Here is a 25706-nt window from a genome sequence, read left to right as displayed (position 1 = left end):
TCCTAACCTTCGACTTGAATCATTACTTCTTTTTTAAATTGCCCGTATGTTGCGACTAATTTAATTTCATTTGTCTCTGGTAAAGTACGTACCCAACAAACAGCGGAGCCCCCAATCACAGGGACGTCATTGCCTCCTAAGATTTCGCCGCCTTCATTTTCTAAACGAACACTACCCATTAGGAATGGCAGTAAGTTACCTTTTTGATCAACGATTTTCATCGTAATTTTAGCTGCTGCCCAACGATCCGATTTAATTAATGTCTCATGACTTGTTTCAACGACTAAATCATGGATTACCGGCTCATTCGTGTATTCTTTCGTTACAACGGCTTCGCCATTTAAATAACCAATCACATCCAATGGTCCAAAAGGTTCACCCCATAAGAAGTTAAATTCTCTTAAAACAATTGGTGGGTAAGGTAGATGACTGAACTTTCCATCTTCTTCTCTTTGATAAAACCCACGTGATTTGCCATTATAGCGAACTTCAATTTCATCACAGTTCGTAAACACATAAATTGGCATACTTTGTGCCATGCCTCGATCCCCACGTGTCCAATTGGTTAGTGGCACCATAATTGGATTTTGTTCTGGGCTTTGTTGACTCGCGTAAACACTAGCCGCAAATTTACTCTCGCGGAAATTATCCATCACACCATGGTAACAAATCCGATCGCCACTACCAAAGTTTTCATGCGTATGGTAATCAAACGCACACCAACCAATCGCACCGCTAATATTTGGATTTTCATAAGCTGCGTTTAGAACTACCGCATGACGCATCGCATGCTCGACTAGACGTTCTTCTTGATCAAAACGTTTAGTTGGATACATATGACCGGCATATTCGGTAACTAAATAAGGCACTTGTTCGCCAGCGACTTGTTCGACCGTTCGTAAACCTTTACGCTCAACTTGTACATCGTCATACGTTTCAACTTCAATTTCGCGTTTTAAACGCTCCATATCACCGCCATCGTATGAAAAATCATTCATGGTATACACATCTTCTAAAAATTCACTACGTTCTAAATAACGCACGCCACCGGTTTGACGAGTCGGATCAAGTTCGCGACATAAAGCATTCGTTTTTGTATAAAGCTCATGGTGGTCATCAGATTCATTGACACGTACACCCCATAAAATAACACTTGGATGATTCCGATCACGGACAATCATTTCGCGGACGTTTTGTAATAAGACATCTTGCCATTCCCCTTCGCCAATGTGTTGCCAACCAGGAATTTCTTCAAAAACCAACAAGCCGATTTCATCACAGGCTGCAATAAAGGCTGGACTTTGTGGGTAATGAGAAGTCCGTACCAGATTTAACCCCAACTGATACTTCAAAACATTCACATCTTCAACTTGCCATTCCTCAGGCATTGCATAACCGACATAAGGGTAATCTTGATGGCGATTCAGTCCAATAATCGGATAATTTTCACCATTCAAATAAAACCCGTCTTTCGTAAATTCAGCACGACGGAAGCCGACTTTTTGTTGATACAAAATATCTTCCTCTTCTAAAATGACTAAATCATACAAATTAGGTTTTTCTGGTGACCATTCATTAACGGTCATTTCAGGGAAAATAAACGTATTGGCACCCATGGTTGCTTCAAGTATCCCTTCAATCGCCAAATCTTCGCCGGTTAATAAGATTTGCAGTGTTCCTGATTCTTGAACATTAAAAGCCAATTCTGCTGTATAAATATTTTCTTTTTGATTTTGAATTTTAAAGAAGGGCTCTTCAATAAACATGCCATGACGTTCAATTAAAAAAACATCACGATAAATTCCACTGTATGTTAAGTAATCAATTGCTCCTCCAAAAGGTGGTACATCCTCTCGTTCAGAACCATCAACGACAACAGATAAAAGATGCTCTTCTTGCGTATTTGGCAGTTCAACTTCAAACGGTGTATAGCCGCCTTTGTGCGTAAAGACATGTTCACCATTCAAATAAACTTCAGCAACCGCCATTACTCCTTCAAAACGGAGGAAGTTTCGCACCATTGGATCAATCGTAATTTTTCTAAAATAACACGTTTCTTTTTGATAACTTTTCTCGTCAAAATACTGGTACGGTAAATTCACCGTATTGTGTGGTAACTGAATCGCTTCAAAATTTGAAAAATCGGTACTCGCTTCTAAATTCTTCTCATATGACGAATGAAAAAACCACTGATCATTGATCCTTTTTCTATTTTCCATGAGTAAAAGTCCCCTTTTCCTTCATTATTTTATCTTTACATCTATTATAAGACGCCCTATACTAAAAGAACAATCTCATTATTTGAGCGAAAAATTATACGATTTGAAACGAGGTTTTCTGATGCGCTATTTATTCGACCATCCTGATAAACGATTACCATTATTTGTTGATAGCATCGGTTACGATTGCGAACAAGAAGATATTGTACGTCCGGAAGGCTATCCATACATTCACTGGATCCACACCAAATCCGGTGCAGGTGAAATCACACTCGACGGTCAAAAAATTCTACTACCGACTGGAACGGGCTTATTTATGAATCAGCAAATTACCCATCAATACCAACAAACACTTCCAACATGGCACACCGCATACTTTACTTTTGGTGGTGTTTTAGCACAAGAGATTTTAACCCTTTTACAACTTGATTCAATTCTTTTAGTGACCGAAAACATCGCAGAAATCGATGCCTTTATCCTTTCCCTTTCAGAACAAATTATCCGAGCAACACCTGGTTATCAATACGACGTTTCGGGTACGATTTACCAATTCCTGATGCTACTCAAAAAAAATACATTAAGTCAAACAAACGATGACTTAATTTATCAAACAATCGTTGCACCGCTACAACGCTATATTGAAGAAAATTTTACCCAGCCGTTAAATGATGCCGATTTTTCTGAAAGTCTCGGTTACTCCACACAATATATTACCCGAATCTTCAAACAAGCTTTACAAATGACACCTAGTCAATATTTAACCAATTATCGTATCCGCCAAGCCAAAGTCTTACTCTTACAAAACCGTCAGTTGCCTTTAGCTGAAGTTGCTCAACAAGTTGGCTTTCATAATGTGAATTACTTTATCACTACTTTCCGAAAATTGGAGCAAATTACGCCCCATCAGTTCCGTCAAAAATACCGCTAAACCAAAAACCAACTCGCTTCTTTAACAGAAACAAGTTGGTTTTTTAGTGATTACGATTATTTATATATTGATTCATTCGTTAATCAATCAAAGTCGATAAGTCATTCACAGCATTCACTGAAAGCACGGCGAGATTTTGATAATATTGATTTTAAAACATTACAACATTTGCAAAAGAACTTGGTATCCCTTTTTTCCCTAGTTTAGAAAAAATTTTAACTTCACCGATGGATACCGCCCTGATTTGTTCAGAAAACAGTCTACACTATGACTATACTTTAGCTTGTGCCTATCATAAAAGACACGTCATTGTTGAAAATCCACTCGCTTTAAAAGCTGAAGATGCTAAACGTATGATTTTAACGTGTGAAGAAAATGGTGTGAAATTATTCGTAGCCCATCCCGTTCGTTATGCCCAAACCATTCAAGATTTAAAAAGAATTTATGAGGCAGGAGAATTAGGCGAAATATTGGCGATTGTTGCCACCAATCACGGAAAAAATCCGGGTGGTTGGTTTATCGATAAAGAACTTTCTGGTGGAGGGGCCCTACTCGATCATACAATCCATTTAGTCGACCTTTCAAAATGGCTTTTTGATTTTGAAATTGAGTCGATTTACGCTCGAACAAACTCACATAACTATGATGACATTGAAGATTCTGCACTACTGCATATTCATTTTACTAACGGGGTCTTTATGAGTCTCGATACATCTTGGAATCGACCAGATAATTATCCAATTTGGGGTGATGCGGCAATGAAAATTGTAACGGACAAAGGGACCATTTATGTTGATGGTTTCGGTCGTCGAGCAGATATTTATCTAGAAAACAAACCTGCCATGAACCATTTATACGAAAATGATATGAATACAACGATGTTAGCAGACTTTAAACGTTGCATTGAAGAAGATTTACCCGCACCCGTTACCGGTCTAGATGGACTTTATCCAGTTGAAATCGCCAATTTAGCTTATCAATCTGCCCACACGAAAAAAATTATTACATTAAATCGATAAAGAACAGGAGAGAAAAAGATGCCCATTCGTTTTGGTATTATTGGATTAGGAAACCGAGGTTACAAATATGCATTACGGACCATTCAGGACCACAAGGACGTTGAAATTACAATGGTTTGCGACGCCTTTGGCAATAATTTTCACTATTTTCCCGAAATTGCAAACACAACCGACTATCTTGAGTTATTAGCAAATCCTGAAGTCGATGCTGTTTTTATCGCAACGCCAGATGATACACATGCAGAAATTATTTTAGCAGCTGTCAAAGCAAATAAGCATATCTTATGTGAGAAACCACTGGAAATTAGCGATGAGAAAGTCACTCAAATTGAAGAAGCACTCGAAGGATATGATAAAGCTTTTGAAGTGGGTTATGTTTTACGTTACGCTCGTAGTTTTAGCAAAGTCAAAGAATTTATTGAAAATGGTGCGATTGGACAAGTGATTATGGCTCACGTAACGGACCATGTTCAATATGGCGGCTACGCTTATTTCCATGATTGGCATCGAACACGTGAAAAATCGACTTCCTTACTTTTACAAAAATCAACCCATTCACTTGATTTAATTAATTGGTACTTAGATAGCAAACCCGAAAAAGTAGTGGCCTTTGGTGACTTAATGGTCTTTGGTGAAACTGGGGCTATCCAAAAATTCGGCAAGCCTGTTCCAAATGATTTACACTGTGGTAACTGCCCAATTAGCGATACTTGTGAGGAAAGTATTCAAAATCTAGCGAAAGAAAAGAATATTTCTTGGTCTGATAGTTGGCCAGACAACTGTGTATTTAATAGTGAAGTCGATGTTGATGACCATCAAACTGTAATGATTCGATACGCAAACAGAGCTAAGGCAACCTATCAGCTTTGTCAATTTGCAGCATTCTATCAACGGGAATTCCACTTTTTTGGTACAGAAGGAGAATTATATTTTGATGATGTTAGCAATAAAATCGTCATTACCGATCGTTTAAAATCTGAGACACTCACTTATGAAAATAAGCACGAAGAAAAGAATATGGAGCCTGGCGACGAGGAACAATTACAAGATTTCCTTGATGCAATCCAAAATGGAAAAACACCTATTTCAAATTTAGAATCGAGTGTTCTTGCAGGAAAATTAGCGCTAGCTGCTCAACGTTCGATTGATTACGAAACTATAGAGACAATAAGATAACAATTCCTAAAAAAAATTAAATTTTTGTCATCCGTTTATCACTCAACGGTTCCTATAATAATTCGGTCCTGTGATATGTGTCATAGGACTTTTTTTATTGTGCAATATGATAAATAATCACCTGTATATTCGGCATCTTTGACAATCTTTTCATGAAGTCTAAATTTCTAAACCAAAATATTGAAAACCCTTTCAAAATTTGCTACTATCAATATCGTAAGCAATAAAATTATTGAGCGAAGGAGATTATTATGCCTAGTTACTGCCAAATTATTTCATCCGCATTGCCACTCTCCCTTGAGAGCATCGGCAATGATTGGATCCAAGAAACCATCGAACGCCCTGATGGCTACCCACTCTATCACTGGATACAAACAACAGCTGGTCAAGGTGAAATCTGGATTGAGGGCCAAAATATCCTCTTAAAAGAAGGTCAAGGGATTTTAATCCCCCCACATATGCCACATACCTATCACCCAACTGATTCGTGGGAAACGTGCTTTGCTACTTTTAACGGCACCATCCAAGAACAAATTCCAAAAATCTTAGGAACGGATCAATGGATTTTAGGAGAAAATATGGATAAATATTCTTATACGGATTGGATCGTGCAAACACTTGAAAGATATAAATCTTACCAAATTAATTCTTTGACGACTTCCAAGGACATTTATTCATTCTTACAGCAATTAGCATTGGGCAATGTCCGTGCACATGCTAAAATCGCCTAAACCTTTTATTTTTAACGAAAAGGAGTGCTTATGACTCATTACTTACCTAAAAATGCCCATCGAATATTTGAACGAGAGCAATTTGCTTTTAAACAACTAAAAGAAAATCGAACGTCTGAAGAGATTGAGCAAATTAAATTAGAATACAAGGAAGTTTGGCACGCATGGAAAGAATTACATCTATCTGTCTTTGAGGAATTATCTGCTGATTTTTCTTTTGAGAAACCCAAAATTGAAAGTTGGACCAATGGTTGGAACTTACGGAATCACTTTTGGTCAGCCTATCGCTTAACAGACGAACCAAACAGCAATGCTTGTCTTGCTGTTTTACTGAATCGAAGGCAACTACAAGTTTACTTGATGTATCAACATTATAAGAGTGACCTACGAGTTGGTGATGCCCAGACATACAATCAAGCGTTATCGCAACTTTACGAATGGAGTAAAAGCATTCATTTAACCGATTATTATATTTGGCCCCAACAAGCGCATGAGCTAGAAAATCATTTATTATTGACCGATTATTTGTCCGACAATCAAAAACAAGTCGAATTAGCTAATTTAATTGAACAAACTAGTTTTCAAATCGGAAAGCTACATTACACTTCGGAAACTTTAAATGATGAGAAAACTTTTATTTTAGAAGGATTCAAAGAATTGATGCCTCTATTTCAAAGAACCATTAATCAAACATAAATGAGCGATAGCCCAACGATTTTTCGTTAAGACTATCGCTCATTTTGTATTTCTCACCACTTCCAACTCATCATTTCTAATTGGTTACTGCCCAATTCAACTCCCACAACAATTTCTTCCTTAGCATCTTTCAATTGTTTTTGATCAATTACATTTGCAACATGTAAGAAATCGAAAAATTTCTTTAACGATGCCCCAACGCGCTGAATTCCTGCGGGTGAATCAATCCACATTTTACGTGGCACAAAATCAGATAAATAATCAATCGTATCGCTAAAATCACTAGTAGGAGTACGTAAAAAACGATAGACTAAAAACTCATTGATATAAAATAACGTATTTTCAACGTGACGATTCACAACTTTTTTACTCAATCCTAAGTCTTCACTTAAGTATTTCTCAAAAGCAGTTAAAACGAGTTGATTATTTTCAATTAACTCCTCCATTCTTTTTTCATATCCAGGATTCCAAGGATTTAGTTTTTTTCCTGTGTCCCAAGTCTTAAAATCTTTCCATGTCACATCAATCACTGGATTTTCTTTTTTCTTTGCTACAGGTAAATCGGATTCTTTGACCGTTAACACTTCAAAGCCTTCTTTTAAAACAGCTTTTAGTTCATCTTGAGGATGAAAATGAGGTAATTTACTAATCCCATAATGGCTTAAATAAGTCATTAAATGGTATTGTAACGGATTGCTAAAATCAATCGGTGCATCATAGGATAAAACTTCAATCAGTCTCGTCGTTACGCCGGTCACTTGACGATTAAAGCCAGCGTTTATTTCAATCTCCCCAGCCAAATCAAAATAGCGTTGAATTTCTTGTTTGGATGCACCTGCGTCCTTTAAAACCGTTTGAATGCCCTCTCTAATTAGACTATCCAACTCCTTTTTTCGTTGGGCATTAACATCACTAATAACAATCGAGATCATTGTCAAATCATTGACTAACAATAATATCTTTTTCCGATTTACATTGTAATAATTTGCGTGCCAAGAAAATAGCGGATTAACAGTTGAATAGGCCTTACCCCAATTACTGTCTTTTATTTTTGGTAAGGATGAAAATAACGGTAACGTTTTTTTCGTCGGATTAATAATCATTCGATTGCCTCCATTTTTAAATTTTTATGTTGATTTTAGTTTAACGCATTTTGAAAAAACCGACAAATTAAGATTGAATGTTTAGTCCCCACTACGATACAAACTTGCCTCAAAGACTTCCATTACTAATACTTCTTCTTTTTGCGAGTATGTTAAAAACTCGTCGACACTCCCTGATAGATACACACCGCTAATTTTTACACCATTTTTCTCAACATACGTTAGTGCCTGCCTTATCTCTTCAATCGTTGTAGATGTATCCGATAAGTAATTAAACATTATTTGATTATCAATCAAGTAATGCAATAAAGACAAATAATGTTGCTCATAAGTTATCGCATCAAAAGATGGACGGCTGTATAAAAAAGCGAACGGAAAAAGCTCTGGGTATTCTTTATTTATTTTCATTAATGCTTTGTTACTATGTTGTGCTGACATTCCATGCATTAAATCCATTCCAAATTGTAAATGCCCATTTTCTTTGCTATCCTCTATTGCTCGATTTTCCACCAATAAACTATGGATATCCATTTCGTTTGACCGATCAAAAAAATCAAGCATTTCTTGTGTCGATAATGCTTGTTTAAACGTTAGAAAACCATAAACACCCCCACTTTTAGGAAGTTCTTGAATTTTTTCCAAAGTTGTTTCTCGTTGATTGTCAATCATCGATTCAAGTCCTTCACGATCTGCATTTAAAAACATTGGGTAACGTTCCATCGCTACTAATTGATTCTCATAATGATCAGAATAGACAACTTTCCCTCTTTCCAATTGGTAAGATGACTGTAAACTGGGTGTCCAATCCTCTGCATACTTTTTCTGATAATAATGTTCAATCTGATATTTTCCACCTGATAAAGGAGTCGCTTGTGTGCCACGCCATTCAATTTGGGGTCGAGTTAATTCCGTATAGAGCATTTCATAGATCCCTAAATTTGAAGTATCACTCTCTTCCATTGTTACTGTCGGATCAAAATAAATTCGATCCAACAATTTCTTGCCAAAATATTGACCAACACCCACAATTCCGAAAACAATCAATAGTATCAAGAGAACTTTCTTTACAATTCGACGATTCGTCTCCCGTTTAATTTTTTGATACGAGACTTTTGGTAAATCACTCATAGGCATTTGGGGTATTTCTGTCCATTCTTCCTCCATTAAATAATCTTGTAACGCTTGAAATTCAGCCATTTTTTCATCTAAAATTTCCTGCTCTTCGGGGCTTGCTTGTTTGTTTTTGACTCGCTCAATTAATTCCTGCCAATCAGTCATGACTTAAATCCTCCTTTAACTTCTTACGTCCACGGTACAAAATCGTTCTTGTTTGGCCATTTGACAAGTTTAAAAAATTTGAAATCTCTTGAATTGACCATTCTAAAAAATAGAAAAAAATTAGAACTTCTTTGTAAGGGGGAGTCAGTTTTTCAATACTATCATATAACGCTTGATGTTGCTCTTGTTCAATTAGTCTTTCATCTGGCTGCTGTTGTATGCTTTTTTCTTCTTGATTCAATAATGAAAATTGCCAACGTTTTTTTCGCCGCTGTTGGTCAATAAAGCCATTTTTGATGACACGAAACAACCAAAATTTAATATCTCTAGGTGCTTCTTCTTGTAACGACAAACGATAAAAAGCATCACTCACAAGACTTTCTGCATCACTTTGCTGTTTTGTTAAACTCCAAGCATAGAGTATCATGCCTTTACCATAAGCTTGATAGAGCTTGGCTAACTCATTTTGCTCCAATCGACTCCCCCTCCCTTCATTATATAAACGTTTGAAGTCTTAAAAGGTCACAAAAAACTGAGAAGAACTTTCCCTCTCAGTTTTCATTACTTATTTACTTAAATCTTTCAGGTATACGTAATCATCCATTACAAAGCCTGAGCCAATATCATTTTGACAAGATTCAACACATTTAAATCCCCGATGCTCGTATATGGCAATTGCTCGCTGATTGAATTTATTCACATTTAATCGTAATTTTTTTCCTGCAGCAACTTGCTCATACCAAGAAAAAACTTGATTCCCATAACCTTTACCACGAGTAGCATTAGTCAAATACAATTTACTTAAATAAACTTCGTCTGCTAAGTCGCGATAAGCCGTATAGCCTACTGGTTGATTATTGGCCAACAAAATAAAATATTGATCGCCTTCAGAAATTTCTTTTTGAATATTTTCCAACGATTGATAGGTTCTCAACATATAATTCACTTGTTCTTCCCCTATAATGGGTGTATAAATTTCTGGCCAAATTTCTTTAACTAATTGATCGACAATTAGTATTTGATCGTTGTTTGTTACTTTTTCAATTTTAAAAATAGGTAATTCCCACTCTCTTATTTCAATGTTAGGGCATCAATTTTAGCTAACTCTTCCTCTGAGAATGTCAGATTATCTAAAGCTTTTAAGTTATCTTCCAATTGCGAAACTTTAGAAGCCCCGATTAAGACACTGCTCACTACTTCTTGACGAATATTCCAAGCCAACGACATTTCTGCTAAGGTTTGGCCTCTTGCTTCTGCAATGGCATTTAATTCTTTGACTGTTGCCAATGTTTCTGTCACTCGGTCTTCTGATAAGAACGGACTATTAATACTCGCTGCTCGTGAATCTTCTGGAATGCCATTCAGATAGCGATTGGTTAACAAACCTTGTGCGAGCGGAGAAAAAGTAATTGCACCAATACCCTCTTCTTCTAAAACTTGAAGCAAGCCTTCTTCTGGTTCTCTATTAAGCATATTATATTTTTGTTGGTGAATAATAAAAGGTGTTTTTTGTTCTTTTAAAATTTTCATCATCGCGGCGGTTTGTTCGGCTGAATAATTTGAAATACCAACATATAAAGCCTTACCTTGTTTAACTAATAAATCTAGAGCATGTGCTGTTTCTTCTAATGGTGTATTCGGATCTGGACGGTGATGATAAAAAATATCGACATAATCTAAGCCTAAGCGTTTCAAACTTTGATCACAGCTCGCGATTAAATTCTTCTTAGACCCCCACTCACCGTATGGACCGGGCCACATATAATAACCCGCCTTCGATGAAATAATCATTTCATCCCGATAAGCACTTAAATCTTCTTTTAACATGCGTCCAAAATTACTTTCTGCAGAGCCTGCTGGTGGTCCATAGTTATTAGCCAAATCAAAGTGAGTAATTCCTTCATCAAAAGCTTTGAAAACTAATTTTCTTTGATTATCTAACGGATCGACATCGCCAAAATTATGCCATAATCCTAACGAAATTAGAGGAAGTTTCAGACCTGATTTTCCAACCGAACGATATTGCATTGTTTCGTAACGTTTTTCTTTTGCTTGATACATTTCTCCACCTCATTATTATTTTTTGATATACATCCTTTGTATACCCTTTCAGTATACCCTTTCTTATGAAATCTTAACAGGGTATTTCCTACGTTTGTTTAAAAACAAGGAGCTATCGCTTCTTTTCCAGATATGTTATTCTTATCATCATTAGGGGGGATTTTATGAAATATTACGACCAACATTTGCATACTTTTTTATCGTTTGATTCCAACGAACAATTTGAAAATTATTTGACTCATCAACCTGAATTCTTTGTAGCAACTGATCATTTTGATTTAGAAAATGCTGGCACAGGTTTCAAAGATGATATACCCGATTATCACATTTTGGCGGAAAAATTAGCCGCATTACAAGAGCAATCTCCGACAAAATTTTTACGGGGGATTGAACTAGGTGTCGTTCCAGGGCAAGAGCAGCGAATCTTAGATTATCTGGCTACCCATCCTTACGATTTAAAACTTTTAAGCATCCATCAAAATAAACAATTCGATTACATGGATGATCGCGTACTAACGATGGATAAATTTAGAGTGGCCAAAACCTATTTTGATCAAATGTTAGCCGTAGTTGAAAATTTTCCAGATGGTCATATTTTGACCCATTTTGAATATGGTTTGCGTCGCTTCGATTTTACTGCCAAGGAATTAGAAGAACATTTCGAAAAAGAATTAACAGCTATTTTTAAGAAAGTGATTGAACGCGAACTCGCCTTTGAAGTCAACGCTAAAAGTTTTGGTCGCTATAAAAACGCCCACTTATATCGTTATGGCATTCCGTTATACCAAAGCCTCGGAGGCAAACTATTTACTCTAGGTTCCGACGCTCATGTAGCCGAAGACTATCGTTTACTCTTCCGGGAAATGAGTCAATTGTTAAAAGAATTTGACGTCAATCAACTCGTTGTTTTCCAAGGGAACGAACGTTATTTTACCGAATTACCGTAAAACTGTTTCACGTGAAACAGTAAAGAGATTTAGGCAGAACTGCTACCTAAATCTCTTTTTTATTCTCCCCAAATCTCACTAATTGGTTGATCCACTTCGACTTTAGTACCCTCGAAGGTTTCTTCAAAATATTTTTGAGCTTCTGGCGAGTGATACAGTTCTCCTAGTCTTTGTAATGCCGTTTCATTTTCTCGCCCCTCTTTGACAACAATGACATTAATTGTTGTACGAATTGCCGTATTTGCTTCCTCATGAAAAATTGAATCTTTTAAGACATTTAAACCGCCCTCTAACGCAATGGTATTACTAATTAAGACGACATCTACGTCTGGTAAAATTCTTGGCCCCGTTAAGTCATCAATTAAAGTGAATTTGAGCGATTTAGGATTTTCAATAATATCATCGGGTGTTCCAATCCCATCATCAAAATCCTCTTTCAACTTAATTAAACCGGCTGTTTCTAATAATCGTAATCCGCGAGTGGTGTTCGATGGATTGTCGGCTAACGCAATTGTTGCACCATTTGGTATTTCTTCAACAGATGCAAATTTTTCTGAATATATCCCTAACGGTTCGACATACGTTGTCGCAATCGGTACTAATTTATCTGGACTCGATTCATTAAAACTTTCTAAATAGCCAATCGACTGAAAAGCATTAGCATCGATGTCACCATCAACCGTTGCCGCGTTAGTAATAGGTCCGCCCGTAATATTTTTTACTTCAATCGCGAGTCCTGCTTCTTTGGCAGCCTCTGTTTTTGCAATAAAGTTCCAAATGTCAGCATCGGAGCCAACCGATCCAACAATCACTTTTTCAACTGACTGTTCTGAAACATCTGACTCTTTCTCAGGTGTCTCAGCACTTGATGTTTTACCACAACCACTAATTACCGCAATACTCGCTAACAATAATAACCCATAACCAACCTTTTTATTTTTCATTTTCATTCTCCTTTGTTTAATTCATTGTCATACCACCAGTCACATTGATACTTTGTCCTGTCATATAACTGGCTAGTGGACTTGCCAAAAATAAAACCACATTTGCAACATCTTGCGGTGTTCCGGTCCGACCGAGCGGTATTTGACTTTGATCTTCCGCCAAGACTTGCGCAGCACTCATCCCACGTAGTTCCCCGCCTTCGACTCGCTCACGATGCTTCATTGCTGTTTCAATAATCCCTGGACAAACCGCGTTGACCAAAATGCCTTTTGAAGCAACTTCAATTGCCAATGTTTTAGTCAGTCCCAGTACTGCATGTTTAGATGCGACATAGGCGGACATCCCACGGTAGCCATTTTTCCCAGCTTGAGAAGCAATTAAAATGACTCGACCCGCTTTTTGTTTTTTAACCATCAATTGGACAATGTGTTTACAGGTTAGATAAACACCACGAGCATTAACCGATTGGACTCGATCGTAATCACTCGTTTGGCTCTCAATTAAAAATCCCATCGTTGAAATACCTGCGACAGCAACAAGGATATCAGGAACCAACTGATATCCTTCTAATTGTTTAACCAGAACAATTAGGCTATCCTCTTGGGCAATATCGACTCGAATATGGAATAAATTCTCAGAAATTTTTTGCAAACTTTCATTCGGATAAGCAATGTCAGCAGCTACTACTACAGCATCCTCTGCTAAAAACGTTTCAACAATAGCTTCTCCTATTCCTTGATTCGTACCAATGACAAGGATAATTTTTGAATTCAAACTAGGAAAATACATTTACCCTACCACTCGGCGTTCAAATGCATCTTCACTAATCCCATCAGCTAATACGATTTTGGCGTATTCTTTTGCACCAAAAAGCGAGTGATCGCGATAATTACCACAACTTTCGATCGACACTCCTTGAATGTCCTCAAATTTTGTTTCATAAGCAATAATATTTAAGACTTCTGTTAGAGCAACCGCAATCTCCCTAGCACTTGGTACGCCCCATGTAATTAAATGAAAACCTGTCCGACAACCAAATGGTGAGATATCAATAATCCCATTAATTCGATCACGTAATAAATCCGCTAATAAGTGTTCAAAAGTATGAACAACGCCGGTTGGTAATTCTTTTTCGTTTGGTTGTAAAAAACGAATATCATAATTCGCAATCACATCACCTTTTGTGCCTTTCTCTTCAGCAATTAGGCGTACGTACGGTGCCTTGACCTTTGTATGATCCAATGTAAAACTTTCAACTTCTGCCATATTTTTTCTCCTCCAAAAATAGATTATAAAATAAAAAAACCGTCCCTTTGCCAAATTAAATTGACAAAGGGACGGATATTTTCCGTGTTACCACCCAAATTTATGCTATTTTTACAAATAACACCTCTACAGTTTCAAATAAAACCTGACAATATAACGGTTGCTCCCGTCCATAAAGCGTGAACCTTATGGAAAACTCTGAGTTCATCTTCACCATCTCTTTTGCTCCCCTTTTTCACCAACCAGAGGTCTCTAAAAACAAAATTGATTGCTACTCTTCTCATCAACGTTTCATATTAAATTAACCATACTTTAACGAATCATATTTTAATTGTCAAGAATTAAATCTGATTTATTCAAAAATTAATCTCACACCTACTACATATTCGCGCTCACTATTAGGTAATTTCCCCGCAAATGTTGCAAGGTTTTTCTGAATCATCTGGAATAATCCGGATTATTGTATGAGCCTTTCACTGCTTCGCCCATTCAAGACAAGATAAATCCCCCGATAGATTGGTCTATTGAGCCAATAATTCGGGGGATTTCATTAATTATTTAATAACCATAAAACGCTCAGCGTCATCCATGAATTCTTTTTCACCAGCTGGTGCTTGGATTGAACCAAATGGCATTTGACCAGTTAATTTCCAGTTGGCTGGAATGTTCCAAGTTGCTGCCACTTCTTCATCAATAATTGGATTGTAATGTTGTAAACTTGCACCAATGTTTGCTTCAGATAAAGCAACCCAAACTGCATGTTGTGCAATTCCAGTTGATTGATCAGACCAGATTGGGAAGTTTTCTGCATATAAAGAGAATTGTTCTTGTAAAGCTTTCACAACGTTTGTGTCTTCAAAGAATAAAATTGTACCTTTACCAGCTGCAAAACTTGCTAATTTTGCTTGTGTATTTGGGAATGCTTCTGCTGGTGTTAATGGTTTCAACGTATTTTCAACAATGTCCCATAATTTTGCATGTGCATCATCCATTAAAATCACTACACGAGAAGTTTGTGAGTTGAATGATGACGGGCTAGCTTTGACAGCTGCTTTAATTAAATTTGTCACTGCTTCCTCAGAAATTGGTAAATCATTCCCTAATGCATAAATTGAGCGACGGTTTTCTAACATTGAAATATAATTTGACATATTATTTTCTCCTTTAAGTAAACAATTATAGTTTGTGAACGAGCTTGTTTTTATCTCGAATTCGTAACAAATTATAAGTGATAATAAAAACATAGTCAAACAATCCGCTTAGATTAAAAACATAGCAAGAGACTTCCCACCTAGTTCCCATATATCACAAGCATTTATTTTTGCCCGCGAAAATAGGAATGATTATACATTTTAAAATTTGTATCTTTTAATTCTTTCGCCGCATCCGCTAACCAATTAGTATTACGAATTAAGCCTCGCCCTACTGCGACTAAATCCGTTTGCTTCGTTTGTAATAGGAATTCACATAAACCTGGATCATCCAGCAAACCAACCGCTACAACCGGAATCGTTATCGCTTGTTTGAGGGCAGTTGCAAAAGGTACTTGATAGCCTGGATGAAGAGCGATATTCGGTTTGATATCAAGTAAACCCCCAGTTGATACGTCAATGCAATCAATCCCATCCGCTTCCAACCATTGAGCCAAGGTTTGCCACTGTTTCAAACTATTTTGTTCTGTTACGTAATCACTTAAGGATAAGCGAATCCACAACGATCCTTGATAAAACTGACGAATTTCAGTAATGATTTCCTTAACAAAACGATAACGATTTTTTAAACTCCCACCATATTCATCTTGACGTTGATTGGTCAGGGATGATAAAAACTGATTAATTAAATAACCATGAGCACCATGAATTTCAATCATATCAACGTCCGCTGCTATCGCCCGTTTTGTTGCCTCAATAAAATCTTTTTGTGTTTGTTTGATTGTCGCAATGGTCATTTCAGTCGGAATTTGGTATTCCTCATTAAATCGACTAGCACTCGGAGCAATCGCTTGAACGGCATCCTTAGCTTTTCTTCCTCCATGATTTAATTGAATCCCGACTGTCGCACCTAAAAAATGCAAACTAGCAACTAATTTCTTTAACTCTTGGGCTTGTTCCTCGTTCCATAAACCTAAATCTTGATTGGTCAAACGACCATCTGGATGAATCGCGGTCGCTTCAATAATAATTAAACCGACTTGACCAATTGCTCGGGCACCATAATGAGCGAAATGAAAAGGCGTCGCAACGCCATCTTCCTTTTGAACTTCATACATACACATTGGTGGCATCACTACCCGATTCTTTAAAGATAGCTGAGCCATTTCAACTGGCGATAATAATAATGACATCTAGACTCCTTCTTTCTTAATTTTAAGTCTACTGTACCAAAAAAGTCGATACTTTGCATGTCTCGGCTAAAGTTGAGTTCGTTGACCGAAAAAACGATGCGTGTTATTTTGAAAACAGAAGTTATGAAACGGAGGAATTCATCATGAATTTTCATCAAGAACCGAATATTTTCGTCACCCAAGTTGAACTAAACGTCCACAACCTGACACATATGAAGGAATTTTATATACAAGTTTTAGGATTAAGGCCATTACAAGAAACAGCGACTAGCGTTTCCCTTTCAGCTGATGGTCAACACACACTTGTCACACTCGTTGAGCACGATGATTTCTTACCTAAACCACGACGCTCCGCTGGAATGTACCACTTTGCTTTACTACTGCCACAGCGAGCAGATTTAGCTAATTTCGCGGCCCATTTACAAAAAATTGGCTATCCTTTTGGCGCCTCTGATCATGGGGTCAGTGAAGCAATCTATTTAAGTGATCTTGAAGGCAATGAAATTGAAATTTATACGGATCGTTCTCCGCAAGAGTGGACTTGGCAAAGTGAACTAGTTGAGATGACCATTGATCCTTTAGATTTCAATGATTTATTCGAACAACAAACAAAAGCTGGCTGGAAAGGAATGCCCTCTGACACTATCATGGGCCATCTGCATCTATATGCTTCTGAACTCGAACAAACGAAAGATTTTTATACGAAAGGATTAGGCTTTAACATCGTTAGTCGCTATGCCAATCAAGCACTCTTTTTGTCTACCGGCAACTATCATCATCACATCGCAATCAACACTTGGATGGGCGTTGGCGCACCAAAAGCTCAGCCCAATCAACTAGGGATGGCTTTTTATACCTTGCAATATCCTAATACCGCGTCACTTGAGCAAGCAAAGCAACAATTAGAGCAAATCGGTGCTCCCTTAGAAGAAATCAACGGTCTCACTATCACAACCGATCCATCTGGAAATCAGCTATATTTAACAACTCTATAATGAAAAAAATCCCCGATGTTGGTAGTCATCGGGGATTTTTTATAGTTCATAAACGTTTTGCATACTAGCATCAACATCAACAAAATAACGACTCATTTTATCAGGATCGTAATAAACAGTCACTTGATTATTTAAAAAAGGCAGTGGGTCAAAACGTAGTAAACGGCTTTTAAAAATGTATTGTTGACCACGCGCATCTTGATACGTACAAGTCAAATACATTTGATACTGCATATTTACTCGAATATTTGAAGGGGCAATGGCTAAGTTGCTGGCAATAATTTGGCGTCCGCGATTTCGTAAATCTTGTTCTTTTCTTTTTTGGCGACTGTAAAAAATAAAAATCCCTAGCCCGATACCGATTAAAATCAGTGCTGGTAAACCAAAAGATAACAAAAAGACAAGACGGAATATTGACTCGTTTGTGATTGTGCCTGCCGTGTCAAAATCAATTGTGATAAACTGCATTCCAATCGCAACAGATAAAAAAATTAGTCCCATTCCCATTAACAAGATGCCGGTCCAACGAAGATTTAAATAAATACTTTTTCGCCGCATTACTCTCTCCTCCCAAACATTCTCTAGTTACTCATAGTTTACCACATTCCTTCAGATTTTAACGAGCCTCAACCTGTCAAACTATCATACAAGCTACTTTTTTGTTACACTTAAATTAACAAGTAAAAGGAGGTTCTCATGTCTACTAAAATTATTTACACCGCCATTATTTTACGTCCCAAACATCAAGAACGTTTACAGGCACTTGCCCCTACTTACGAATTTCGTAATGCGGAAAACCCACTCTCTGAAGCAGAAATCCCACAAGTCGAAATCATGCTCGGGTGGGACCCTAAAGTTGGAAATCAAATTTTAGCTTTAGAAAATCATTCCTTAAAATGGATTCAAGCCAATAGTGCGGGTGTCGATTATCTTGATTTAGCCGCACTTGATAAACAAGGCATTTTACTAAGCAATATGAGTGGGATTCATGCCATTCCAATTGCCGAGTCTGTTCTGGCGATGCTTTTAGCCCGTTATCGTGGCATTCAAGCATCGATTCGCTCCCAAGAAAAAAACGAATGGCTCGCCTTCGAGCATGTTCCTTATGATGAACTGAACGGTAAAAAAATGTTAATTATCGGTCCTGGAAAAATTGGCCAACGTTTGGCACTCATCGTTCAAGGGCTTGGTGTCAATGTTTCTGGCATGAGCCGTAGCGGTCGCCAATTGGAGCATTTTGACGTTGTTTATCGACAAGACACTTTACAGCAACATTTAGGCGATTTTGATATTATCGTTAATATTTTACCACTGACAAACGAAACGCATCATTACTATAACGAAACTTTCTTTAATCAAGTCAAACCTGGCGCAAGTTTTATCAACGTCGGTCGCGGCCCAAGTGTCGATACAGACGCTTTGATTCGTGCACTTGAAACTCAACAACTTGCCTTTGCCGGTCTCGATGTTTTTGAAGAAGAACCTTTAGCTGCTGACAGTCCTCTTTGGCAAATGGAAAATGTACTCATTACACCACATATTTCAGGATTAGTCCGCCATTTCCAAAAACTTATTAGTGAGATTTATTCCGAAAATTTAAAGAGTTACCTCGCTACACAAGATTTAGCACGTAACCAAGTTGATTTAACCTCAGGCTATTAAAAAAACGTTGTGCTGTATGTGTGTGGTTTTTACACTTTTCTATACAGCCAACGTTCTTTTTATATGTTTTGCACCTGATAGGCGAGTCATTCTAGAAGTTTCCAGAAGAGTGGATACCAATCACAAGCGACATTATACTCATATGTGCTCCCAAAGGGGTTCAATCAATAATGTATAAGCTTTAAATCATTTCACTAAATAAATAGGTCTCAACTAGTTGGTAAGTTGCTTCAATCGAATCACGATGTGTCCGCTCATATGCGTGACTGGCTTCAATTCCTGCTCCAATTAGACCATGTTTCACATCAGCACCTGCGCGCATTGCCGCTGAAGCATCACTACCGTAAAACGGATAAATATCTAATTGATAAGGAATCTTATTGGCTTGGCACAGCGCAACAAAATGATTACGTAACCCTAAATGATAAGGACCTGATCCATCTTTCACACAAATAGAAACCGTGTACTCATCTGTTTGTTGATCATCGCCCATTGCACCCATATCAACTGCCACGTATTCGACAACTTTGTCATCAATATTCGAATTGCCACCGTAACCAATCTCTTCATTATTTGAAAAAAGGAAATGTGTGGTATAAGGTAACGTTTGATTGTTGGCTTTGATTTTTTCTAAAAAGCTCAATAAAATCGCTGCACTGACTTTATCATCTAAATGACGTGACTTAATAAAGCCGCTATCCGTAATTTCTGTGCGTGGATCAAAACTAATAAAGTCACCCACTTCAATCCCTAAAGCGCATGTTTCTTCTGCGTTAGTTGTTTTTTCGTCTAAACGGATTTCCATATTGTCTTGATTGCGTTCTGCTGTCGCAGCATCTTTATAAACGTGGACACTTGTTTGACGCATTAAAATGGTACCAGTAATTTCTTTACCTGATTGCGTATGAATCGTACAATATTCGCCTTCAATGGCATTAAAAGTAAAGCCGCCAACTTTGTCTAATTTTAAACGACCATTCGGACGAATCCCGCGAACCATCGCACCTAATGTATCAATGTGTGCCGTAATAAAACGATGCTCTTTTGTATTCTCACCAGGAACTGTCACAATTAAACTACCTTTACGATTTTCAGAAGGCTCGTAACCCATTGCTGTTAGTTTATTGGCTACATAATCAATAATTGTTCGCGTATAACCAGTTGGCGAAGGAATCAACGTCAATTCTTTTGTTAATTCTAATAAATTTTCCATAAAAACACTCCTCGAATTCTCTATTTCACGCCTTCTATTATAGCCGACTTCGAATCAGATGCCTATGTAAAACAAACAAGAAAAGCAAGGATTTTTTACAATTCCTTGCTTTCTTTCTCTTTATTCCATTTGATTTCTTTTAGCTAAAATTTCTTGGCCACCCGTGACTTCAATAATGTTTCCTGTAATAAAATCAGATTGTTCTTCACATAAAAAAACAATCGTTCGTGCAAGATCTTCACCCGATCCAGAGCGCTTTTCTCCCTCAATCGACTGGTTTTTTGCCTCTTGAATCGTCATTTCTTTGAACATGCCTTTTATATCGCCTGGACAAACCATATTTACGGTGATGCCATTGCGACTTTCCTCGAGAGCGACACTACGGGTCAGTGAAGCCGCCCCGCTTTTAGCCGCTGCATAGGCTGCCCGATAACGCCAAGCCGGAGCGTTACCGACCTTCTCGAATCCTAACATCACTATGCGCCCCCAATGATTTTTTGTCATTTCTGGCAAAATCGCTTGAAGTAAATAAAAGTAACTATTCAAATTGCCGTCTACCATCGCTTGCCATTCGCTCAACTGATAGTCACGTAACAACTTTTGTTCTTTAATAAAAGGGCCAGCATTATGGACTAAAATATCAATTCTGCCAAAAGTCGCCAAGGTTTGAGAGACTAACTTTTGAACGTCTGCATACCGACTAACATCAGCTTGGATAGCCAACGCTTGAACAGCGTATGTTTGTCTAATGAAGTCCGCCGTTTCTTCAGCGGCTTTCTGACTATGCACCTGACACTCCACATGACTAAAGTCATGGGGTTCTTAGGTAATACACCCTAACGGACGTAAATCTACTAAGCTATCCCCGAAAGTCCTTCGGTTTTAATATTTATACTCGCATTGATATCTCGGTCATGAACCCTTCCACATTGACTACAAACCCATTCACGAACATCCAATTCTTTCTTTCCATCATTATGACCGCAAGAAGAACAAATTTGTGAGCTAGGAAAGAAACGGTCAACCTTAATTAAGGTTCTACCCTTCCACTCGCACTTGTAGGTTAGTTGTCTAACAAATTCACTCCAAGATACATCACTAATTGATTTCGCTAATTTATGATTCTTAACCATTCCTTTTACATTTAAATCTTCAATACATATGATTTGATTCTCATCAGTTAGTTTTGAAGACAACTGGTGTAAAAAGTTATTTCGCTGATTAGAAATCTTCTCATGAATACGTGCAACTTTCAGTTTTTGCTTTTGGTAGTTTTTACACTCATCTAATTTACGATTGTGTTTTTTTGCTACCTCTAAGCGTTTAGAAAGCTTACGTTGCTCGATTATCAAACGTTTTTCTAGTGAGCGATAGAACTTCTTATTGTCTATTTTTTCACCTGTGGAAGCTATACAGAAGTGGGTAAGTCCTAAATCTAATCCGATTGTGTTATCTATAGGTTTCTTTTGAAAATTCTCGGTATCAACTAAGAACGTCGCAAAGTATTTACCTGATTTTGCTTGGCTAATCGTCACATTCATTAACTTACCATTGAAGCGTAATGTTTCAGCCATTTTTACCCAACCAACCTTAGATACATAAAAGTAATTATTATTTACTTTCATGCCCATAGCTGTTCGATAAGACTTCTTAGAATACTTCTTACTTTTGAATTTTGGAAATCCAAAACTTGACTTGAATGTATTCTTGTATGCTTTATTTAAATCCATAGCAACTTGACTAAGAGGTTGAGCTTCAACTTCTTTTAACCAAGAATACTCATCTGTCTTTTTTAATGATGCATAAGTCGTCTTGTCTTCTTGATAGTCAGCATTTTCTTTTTTCATCTTATAATTGGTGATTCGTTGATCTAATAGGAAATTCCAGTAGAAACGAACACAGCCAAAAGTCTTTTGAAATTGAATCTGTTGTCTAACATTAGGGTAAATTCGAATTCTATGTGCCTTTTTCACTTCTGTACACCTCCTTAACGTAATCAATATCTCGTTCTTTGATCTTCAACATATCGCTTGATAGTGGCACTAGATACATTTCCTGCCGTTGAAACAAAATAGGAGCGTGTCCAAACACTAGGCATTCTGCTTAGGTGTTCAAACTCTTGCCTTAATATTCGTGACGTTCTTCCTTTAATCACTTTCATAATATCTGAAGGTGAATACGTTGGTTGAACATTCACAAACAAATGACAATGGTCTTTATCTGTCTCTATTGCAATGATAGTCCACTCTTTTTCTTGGCAAAGTTCTGCCACGAGTGATTTAAATCTAGCGTCCACATCGGAATCTACAAATATTTTCCGGCGATATCTTGGACAAAAAACAAAGTGGTAATTGATTAACGATACAGTCGTTTTCGAATGTCTGTAATCGTTATCCATGACCTTATTATACATCAAATCGTGTACGTAACCAATATTTATATACACTAAAATATTAAAACTATTGACTTTTTGTGTGGAGTTTGTTCACGTAAGTTCGCTACTTCCTACGCAGTTCTCTGATGAACTTCTTTAGGTTTTCCCTAAAGCACAGACTATATCTTATCCATTGGCCTTACCCAGTATGGCGAAACCACTTCCACACGCTTGTGTGTACTTCCCTCAAGAGGAATAGTCGTTGAACCTTCCTATTTCTAGGCTTGGCTGCTGATTTCCGATTATTAAACACTTAGGATTTAACCTTATGTCATCTGATTGATTTTTTCTGCTTTCGCTACCATCACGCTTGAGTTTGGTTATCTCTACGTTGTGGTTCAATCGGCTTTACGAATTCCCAGCAATTCAGTTTCTTAGTTGGAATATAGGAGATTTTCTATATTCTCTAAATGCAAGTTTCCCTACATTCTTACAGGTTGTTTACGGGTTATCATCCTACCATTAAAATAGTGGGTTTTCTCGCCCGTAAATTCTATAATTAATCACGACATGATTTCCATCCTGTGCTAAAGCTAGCGCTGTTCGTTTGCCAATCCCTGTCGCACTTCCAGTAATTATCGCTACTTTTTGACTCATCTCTCGCCCTCCTAGTGTTCTTTTACTAGTGATAAAAATTCAGCACGTAAAGCCGAATCGGTTGTAAAAGCCCCACGCGTAGCCGACGTTAATGTCACGGCACTTTATTTTTTCACGCCACGGCTACACATACATAAGTGCTTTGCCTCAACCACAACCATCACGCCGACCGGTGCTAAGACCTCTTCTAATGCTTCCGCAATTTGGGTAGTTAAACGTTCTTGAACTTGGAAACGACGTGCATAACCTTCAACCATTCGTGCAATCTTTGATAATCCAGTAATTTTTTCACCTGGAAAATAACCCACATGTGCCACCCCGAAAAAAGGCGCCAAATGATGTTCGCACATCGAATAAAACTCAGTATCTTTTACTAAAACAAGTTCTTGGTAAGGCACATCAAACGTCTTTTCTAAATGTTGCTTCGGATCTTCACGGTAGCCTTCGGTATACTCTAAAAGGGCTTTTGTCATACGATACGGTGTTTCAAGCACACCTTCGCGCTCGGCATCATCGCCACAGACCGTCATCAAACCTTGTAAAGCTTGTTCAAAAGCTACAACTTTATCTAATTTGTCAGTCATTTCCTCAGAATCCTTTTGAATAAAGGGAAAATATGCCTGTAATAATTGTTTCTCTTTATCGTAATCGTTTACATTTCGACTCATTTCTCTCGACCTCTTCGTTTCATTATTTAATTAAAAATACGATTTTCTTTTTATTATAGAACGAAATACTGCATTCACAAAGAAATGCGCCTTTCAATCGCTTTACGTACCAAAAATTCACTTGAACAGTATACTTAAAAGTAGTACGGACACTTCATTTTTTTTATTATTAATTAAGGAGTTGATTAAAATGGCCCATGGTGTTGTCATAGTTGGCGCCTCAGTTGCTGGTTATAATGTTGCAAAAGAATTACGGGCAAAAGGTTACGAGGAAAAAATTACATTGATTAGTAAACAAACAAGTCTCCCTTACGACCTCAAACCTTTGTCAAAAGACTGGATGCTTGCACAAGATCATTTACTCCCTCCTGTTTTTCAAGATGAGTCCTTTTATCACAATCAAAACATTACACTAAAATTAGCGACCGAAATCGTCGCGATTCTTCCGGAAGAACATCGAATTCAAACAGCGAACAAAGAAGAAATTCCCTACGATCAATTAGTTTTAGCAATTGGTTCAACTTTACGCATTCTTGATGCTCCAGGTGTCGATGCCGCAGGAATTTTCTATTTACGCGATATTAAAGACGCTTCTAAAATTAAACAATGGGATAAAAAAACCAAAGACGTTGTCATTGTCGGTGCTGGATTTATTGGTTTAGAAATGGCGTCAACTTTTGCTCAAGTCGGATTAAACGTGACGGTTATCGAACATGCCGAATACCCACTTGGCCGAATTATCGGTACCGAAGCTTCGCATTATTTTACAAAAATGCATCGTGCAAGAGGTGTGACGATTTTAACCGCTGAGGATGTGACTGAATTTGAAAAAGATGAAAACGGCAACGTAAAAGCTGCCGTTACAGCCAGTGGTAAAACAATTGCTTGTCAAATGGTTATTATTGGAATTGGCGTCGTTCCAAATACGTCCATCAGTCACCCTGAACTTGAAGTCCAACGTGGTTTTGTCGTCAATGAATACGGTCAAACCTCGCTACCAGATGTTTATGCGGCTGGTGACTGTACGGTTTGGCCTTACCACGGTGAACTCATTCACGTCGAGCATTGGGAGCACGCACGCGCCCATGGTCGCTATGTCGCTCGCAATATTATTAATCCTGAAAGTGAACCTTATGCTGTTCGGCCATACTTTTGGACAGATGAATACGATCAAACATTTGAATACTTAGGCCATGCCATGTCTTGGAAACAGGCAGTCATTCGCGGCTCATTAGACGAACGTGAATTTAGCATCGCCTATCTTGATGACGAGCAGCGGCCGTTAGCGATTCTCTTTGCAAACAACGCTGAAAAACGCAAAGAAGTCGCGGCTTTAATGGATAAGAATCGGCCAATTGACCCTGTCAAATTCCAAAATTCAACCATTCCCATTCAAGAAGCATAAGCAATTAAAAAGAAAAAAA

At 37.6% G+C, this 25706-nt stretch carries 27 protein-coding genes and 1 other annotated feature; of the genes, 9 read left to right on the top strand and 18 right to left on the bottom strand.

Annotated features, from left to right (window positions below; translation table 11 throughout):
* Positions 1–2: 2 nt before the first annotated feature.
* Positions 3–2219, bottom strand: coding sequence for a glycoside hydrolase family 2 protein (locus ACFO3L_RS06815; protein ID WP_379965129.1), 2217 nt, complete (start codon positions 2217–2219; stop codon positions 3–5).
* Between the two features lie 121 nt (positions 2220–2340).
* Here ACFO3L_RS06815 and ACFO3L_RS06810 point away from each other — a divergent pair, with 121 nt between their 5' ends.
* From ACFO3L_RS06810 to ACFO3L_RS06790, 5 genes are all read left to right on the top strand, one after another.
* The gene (locus ACFO3L_RS06810) at positions 2341–3147 is read left to right on the top strand and encodes a helix-turn-helix transcriptional regulator (protein WP_379965127.1); all 807 of its coding nucleotides are present in this window, start codon (positions 2341–2343) and stop codon (positions 3145–3147) included.
* A 158-nt stretch (positions 3148–3305) separates the two neighbouring features.
* Positions 3306–4166 (top strand): Gfo/Idh/MocA family protein, encoded by an 861-nt coding sequence (locus ACFO3L_RS06805; protein WP_379965458.1) that lies wholly within the window; start codon positions 3306–3308, stop codon positions 4164–4166.
* A gap of 18 nt (positions 4167–4184) precedes the next feature.
* Positions 4185–5342, top strand: a complete 1158-nt coding sequence (locus ACFO3L_RS06800; protein WP_379965125.1) for a Gfo/Idh/MocA family protein — start codon at positions 4185–4187, stop codon at positions 5340–5342.
* Positions 5343–5593: 251 nt separating this feature from the next.
* On the top strand, positions 5594–6073 hold the full coding sequence (locus tag ACFO3L_RS06795; RefSeq protein ID WP_379965123.1) for an AraC family ligand binding domain-containing protein: 480 nt from the start codon (positions 5594–5596) through the stop codon (positions 6071–6073).
* 30 nt (positions 6074–6103) lie between these two features.
* Positions 6104–6769, top strand: a complete 666-nt coding sequence (locus ACFO3L_RS06790; RefSeq protein WP_379965121.1) for an HI_0552 family protein — start codon at positions 6104–6106, stop codon at positions 6767–6769.
* Positions 6770–6822: 53 nt separating this feature from the next.
* Here the strand turns inward: ACFO3L_RS06790 and ACFO3L_RS06785 are convergent, their stop codons facing one another.
* The 5 genes from ACFO3L_RS06785 to mgrA form a co-directional block, all read right to left on the bottom strand.
* Positions 6823–7872, bottom strand: a complete 1050-nt coding sequence (locus ACFO3L_RS06785; protein ID WP_379965119.1) for a DUF6933 domain-containing protein — start codon at positions 7870–7872, stop codon at positions 6823–6825.
* A gap of 81 nt (positions 7873–7953) precedes the next feature.
* Positions 7954–9150 carry an anti sigma factor C-terminal domain-containing protein gene (locus ACFO3L_RS06780; protein ID WP_379965117.1) on the bottom strand — a complete coding sequence of 399 codons (1197 nt, stop codon included), beginning with the start codon at positions 9148–9150 and terminating at the stop codon, positions 7954–7956.
* Positions 9143–9625, bottom strand: coding sequence for an RNA polymerase sigma factor (locus ACFO3L_RS06775; protein WP_379965115.1), 483 nt, complete (start codon positions 9623–9625; stop codon positions 9143–9145). Before ACFO3L_RS06775 ends, ACFO3L_RS06780 begins: the two co-directional genes overlap by 8 nt.
* A 90-nt stretch (positions 9626–9715) precedes the next feature.
* Positions 9716–10204 (bottom strand): GNAT family N-acetyltransferase, encoded by a 489-nt coding sequence (locus ACFO3L_RS06770; RefSeq protein WP_379965455.1) that lies wholly within the window; start codon positions 10202–10204, stop codon positions 9716–9718.
* 17 nt (positions 10205–10221) lie between these two features.
* A complete protein-coding gene (gene mgrA, locus ACFO3L_RS06765; protein WP_379965113.1) occupies positions 10222–11211 on the bottom strand; it encodes an L-glyceraldehyde 3-phosphate reductase in 990 nt (329 codons plus the stop codon).
* Positions 11212–11375: 164 nt separating this feature from the next.
* On the opposite strand from mgrA, the gene ACFO3L_RS06760 reads away from it, so the two are divergent.
* A complete protein-coding gene (locus tag ACFO3L_RS06760; RefSeq protein WP_379965111.1) occupies positions 11376–12158 on the top strand; it encodes a PHP domain-containing protein in 783 nt (260 codons plus the stop codon).
* A gap of 59 nt (positions 12159–12217) precedes the next feature.
* Here ACFO3L_RS06760 and ACFO3L_RS06755 read toward each other — a convergent pair whose 3' ends face one another.
* The 5 genes from ACFO3L_RS06755 to ACFO3L_RS06735 all read right to left on the bottom strand — a co-directional run bounded on the left by ACFO3L_RS06755 (position 12218) and on the right by ACFO3L_RS06735 (position 16713).
* Positions 12218–13102, bottom strand: a complete 885-nt coding sequence (locus ACFO3L_RS06755; RefSeq protein WP_379965109.1) for a MetQ/NlpA family ABC transporter substrate-binding protein — start codon at positions 13100–13102, stop codon at positions 12218–12220.
* 16 nt (positions 13103–13118) lie between these two features.
* On the bottom strand, positions 13119–13892 hold the full coding sequence (locus tag ACFO3L_RS06750) for an SDR family NAD(P)-dependent oxidoreductase (RefSeq protein WP_379965107.1): 774 nt from the start codon (positions 13890–13892) through the stop codon (positions 13119–13121).
* Positions 13893–14369: an S-ribosylhomocysteine lyase gene (locus ACFO3L_RS06745; RefSeq protein ID WP_379965105.1), complete on the bottom strand. Its 477-nt coding sequence runs from the start codon at positions 14367–14369 to the stop codon at positions 13893–13895.
* 64 nt (positions 14370–14433) lie between these two features.
* Positions 14434–14665: a binding site (T-box leader), on the bottom strand.
* 258 nt (positions 14666–14923) lie between these two features.
* Positions 14924–15520 (bottom strand): nitroreductase family protein, encoded by a 597-nt coding sequence (locus ACFO3L_RS06740; protein ID WP_379965103.1) that lies wholly within the window; start codon positions 15518–15520, stop codon positions 14924–14926.
* Positions 15521–15684: 164 nt separating this feature from the next.
* Complete coding sequence (locus ACFO3L_RS06735; protein ID WP_379965101.1) at positions 15685–16713, bottom strand: oxidoreductase; 1029 nt, start codon at positions 16711–16713, stop codon at positions 15685–15687.
* 143 nt (positions 16714–16856) lie between these two features.
* Between ACFO3L_RS06735 and ACFO3L_RS06730 the strand changes: the two genes are divergently transcribed.
* A complete protein-coding gene (locus ACFO3L_RS06730; RefSeq protein ID WP_379965099.1) occupies positions 16857–17708 on the top strand; it encodes a VOC family protein in 852 nt (283 codons plus the stop codon).
* 39 nt (positions 17709–17747) lie between these two features.
* On the opposite strand, the gene ACFO3L_RS06725 is transcribed toward ACFO3L_RS06730, so the two are convergent.
* The gene (locus ACFO3L_RS06725) at positions 17748–18266 is read right to left on the bottom strand and encodes a hypothetical protein (protein ID WP_379965097.1); all 519 of its coding nucleotides are present in this window, start codon (positions 18264–18266) and stop codon (positions 17748–17750) included.
* A 138-nt stretch (positions 18267–18404) separates the two neighbouring features.
* On the opposite strand from ACFO3L_RS06725, the gene ACFO3L_RS06720 reads away from it, so the two are divergent.
* A complete protein-coding gene (locus ACFO3L_RS06720) occupies positions 18405–19370 on the top strand; it encodes a phosphoglycerate dehydrogenase (protein WP_379965096.1) in 966 nt (321 codons plus the stop codon).
* Positions 19371–19551: 181 nt separating this feature from the next.
* On the opposite strand, the gene ACFO3L_RS06715 is transcribed toward ACFO3L_RS06720, so the two are convergent.
* From ACFO3L_RS06715 to folE, 6 genes are all read right to left on the bottom strand, one after another.
* Entirely contained in the window at positions 19552–20583 is a 1032-nt protein-coding gene (locus tag ACFO3L_RS06715; protein WP_379965095.1) for a M42 family metallopeptidase, read from the bottom strand.
* 120 nt (positions 20584–20703) lie between these two features.
* Complete coding sequence (locus ACFO3L_RS06710) at positions 20704–21372, bottom strand: SDR family oxidoreductase (protein WP_379965093.1); 669 nt, start codon at positions 21370–21372, stop codon at positions 20704–20706.
* A 65-nt stretch (positions 21373–21437) separates the two neighbouring features.
* Positions 21438–22556, bottom strand: a complete 1119-nt coding sequence (gene tnpB / locus ACFO3L_RS06705) for an IS200/IS605 family element RNA-guided endonuclease TnpB (RefSeq protein WP_379965091.1) — start codon at positions 22554–22556, stop codon at positions 21438–21440.
* A gap of 23 nt (positions 22557–22579) precedes the next feature.
* Complete coding sequence (tnpA, locus tag ACFO3L_RS06700) at positions 22580–22981, bottom strand: IS200/IS605 family transposase (protein WP_379965089.1); 402 nt, start codon at positions 22979–22981, stop codon at positions 22580–22582.
* Positions 22982–23479: 498 nt separating this feature from the next.
* Positions 23480–23614, bottom strand: coding sequence for an SDR family NAD(P)-dependent oxidoreductase (locus tag ACFO3L_RS06695; RefSeq protein ID WP_379965087.1), 135 nt, complete (start codon positions 23612–23614; stop codon positions 23480–23482).
* A 104-nt stretch (positions 23615–23718) separates the two neighbouring features.
* On the bottom strand, positions 23719–24282 hold the full coding sequence (folE, locus tag ACFO3L_RS06690; RefSeq protein ID WP_455293575.1) for a GTP cyclohydrolase I FolE: 564 nt from the start codon (positions 24280–24282) through the stop codon (positions 23719–23721).
* Positions 24283–24472: 190 nt separating this feature from the next.
* Here folE and ACFO3L_RS06685 point away from each other — a divergent pair, with 190 nt between their 5' ends.
* A complete protein-coding gene (locus ACFO3L_RS06685) occupies positions 24473–25687 on the top strand; it encodes an NAD(P)/FAD-dependent oxidoreductase (RefSeq protein ID WP_379965085.1) in 1215 nt (404 codons plus the stop codon).
* Positions 25688–25706: the final 19 nt, after the last annotated feature.

The organism is Enterococcus eurekensis, assembly GCF_042654605.1.
GTDB classification, from domain to species: Bacteria; Bacillota; Bacilli; order Lactobacillales; family Enterococcaceae; genus Enterococcus_I; species Enterococcus_I eurekensis.
This window is presented reverse-complemented; position numbering and strand designations above follow the sequence as displayed.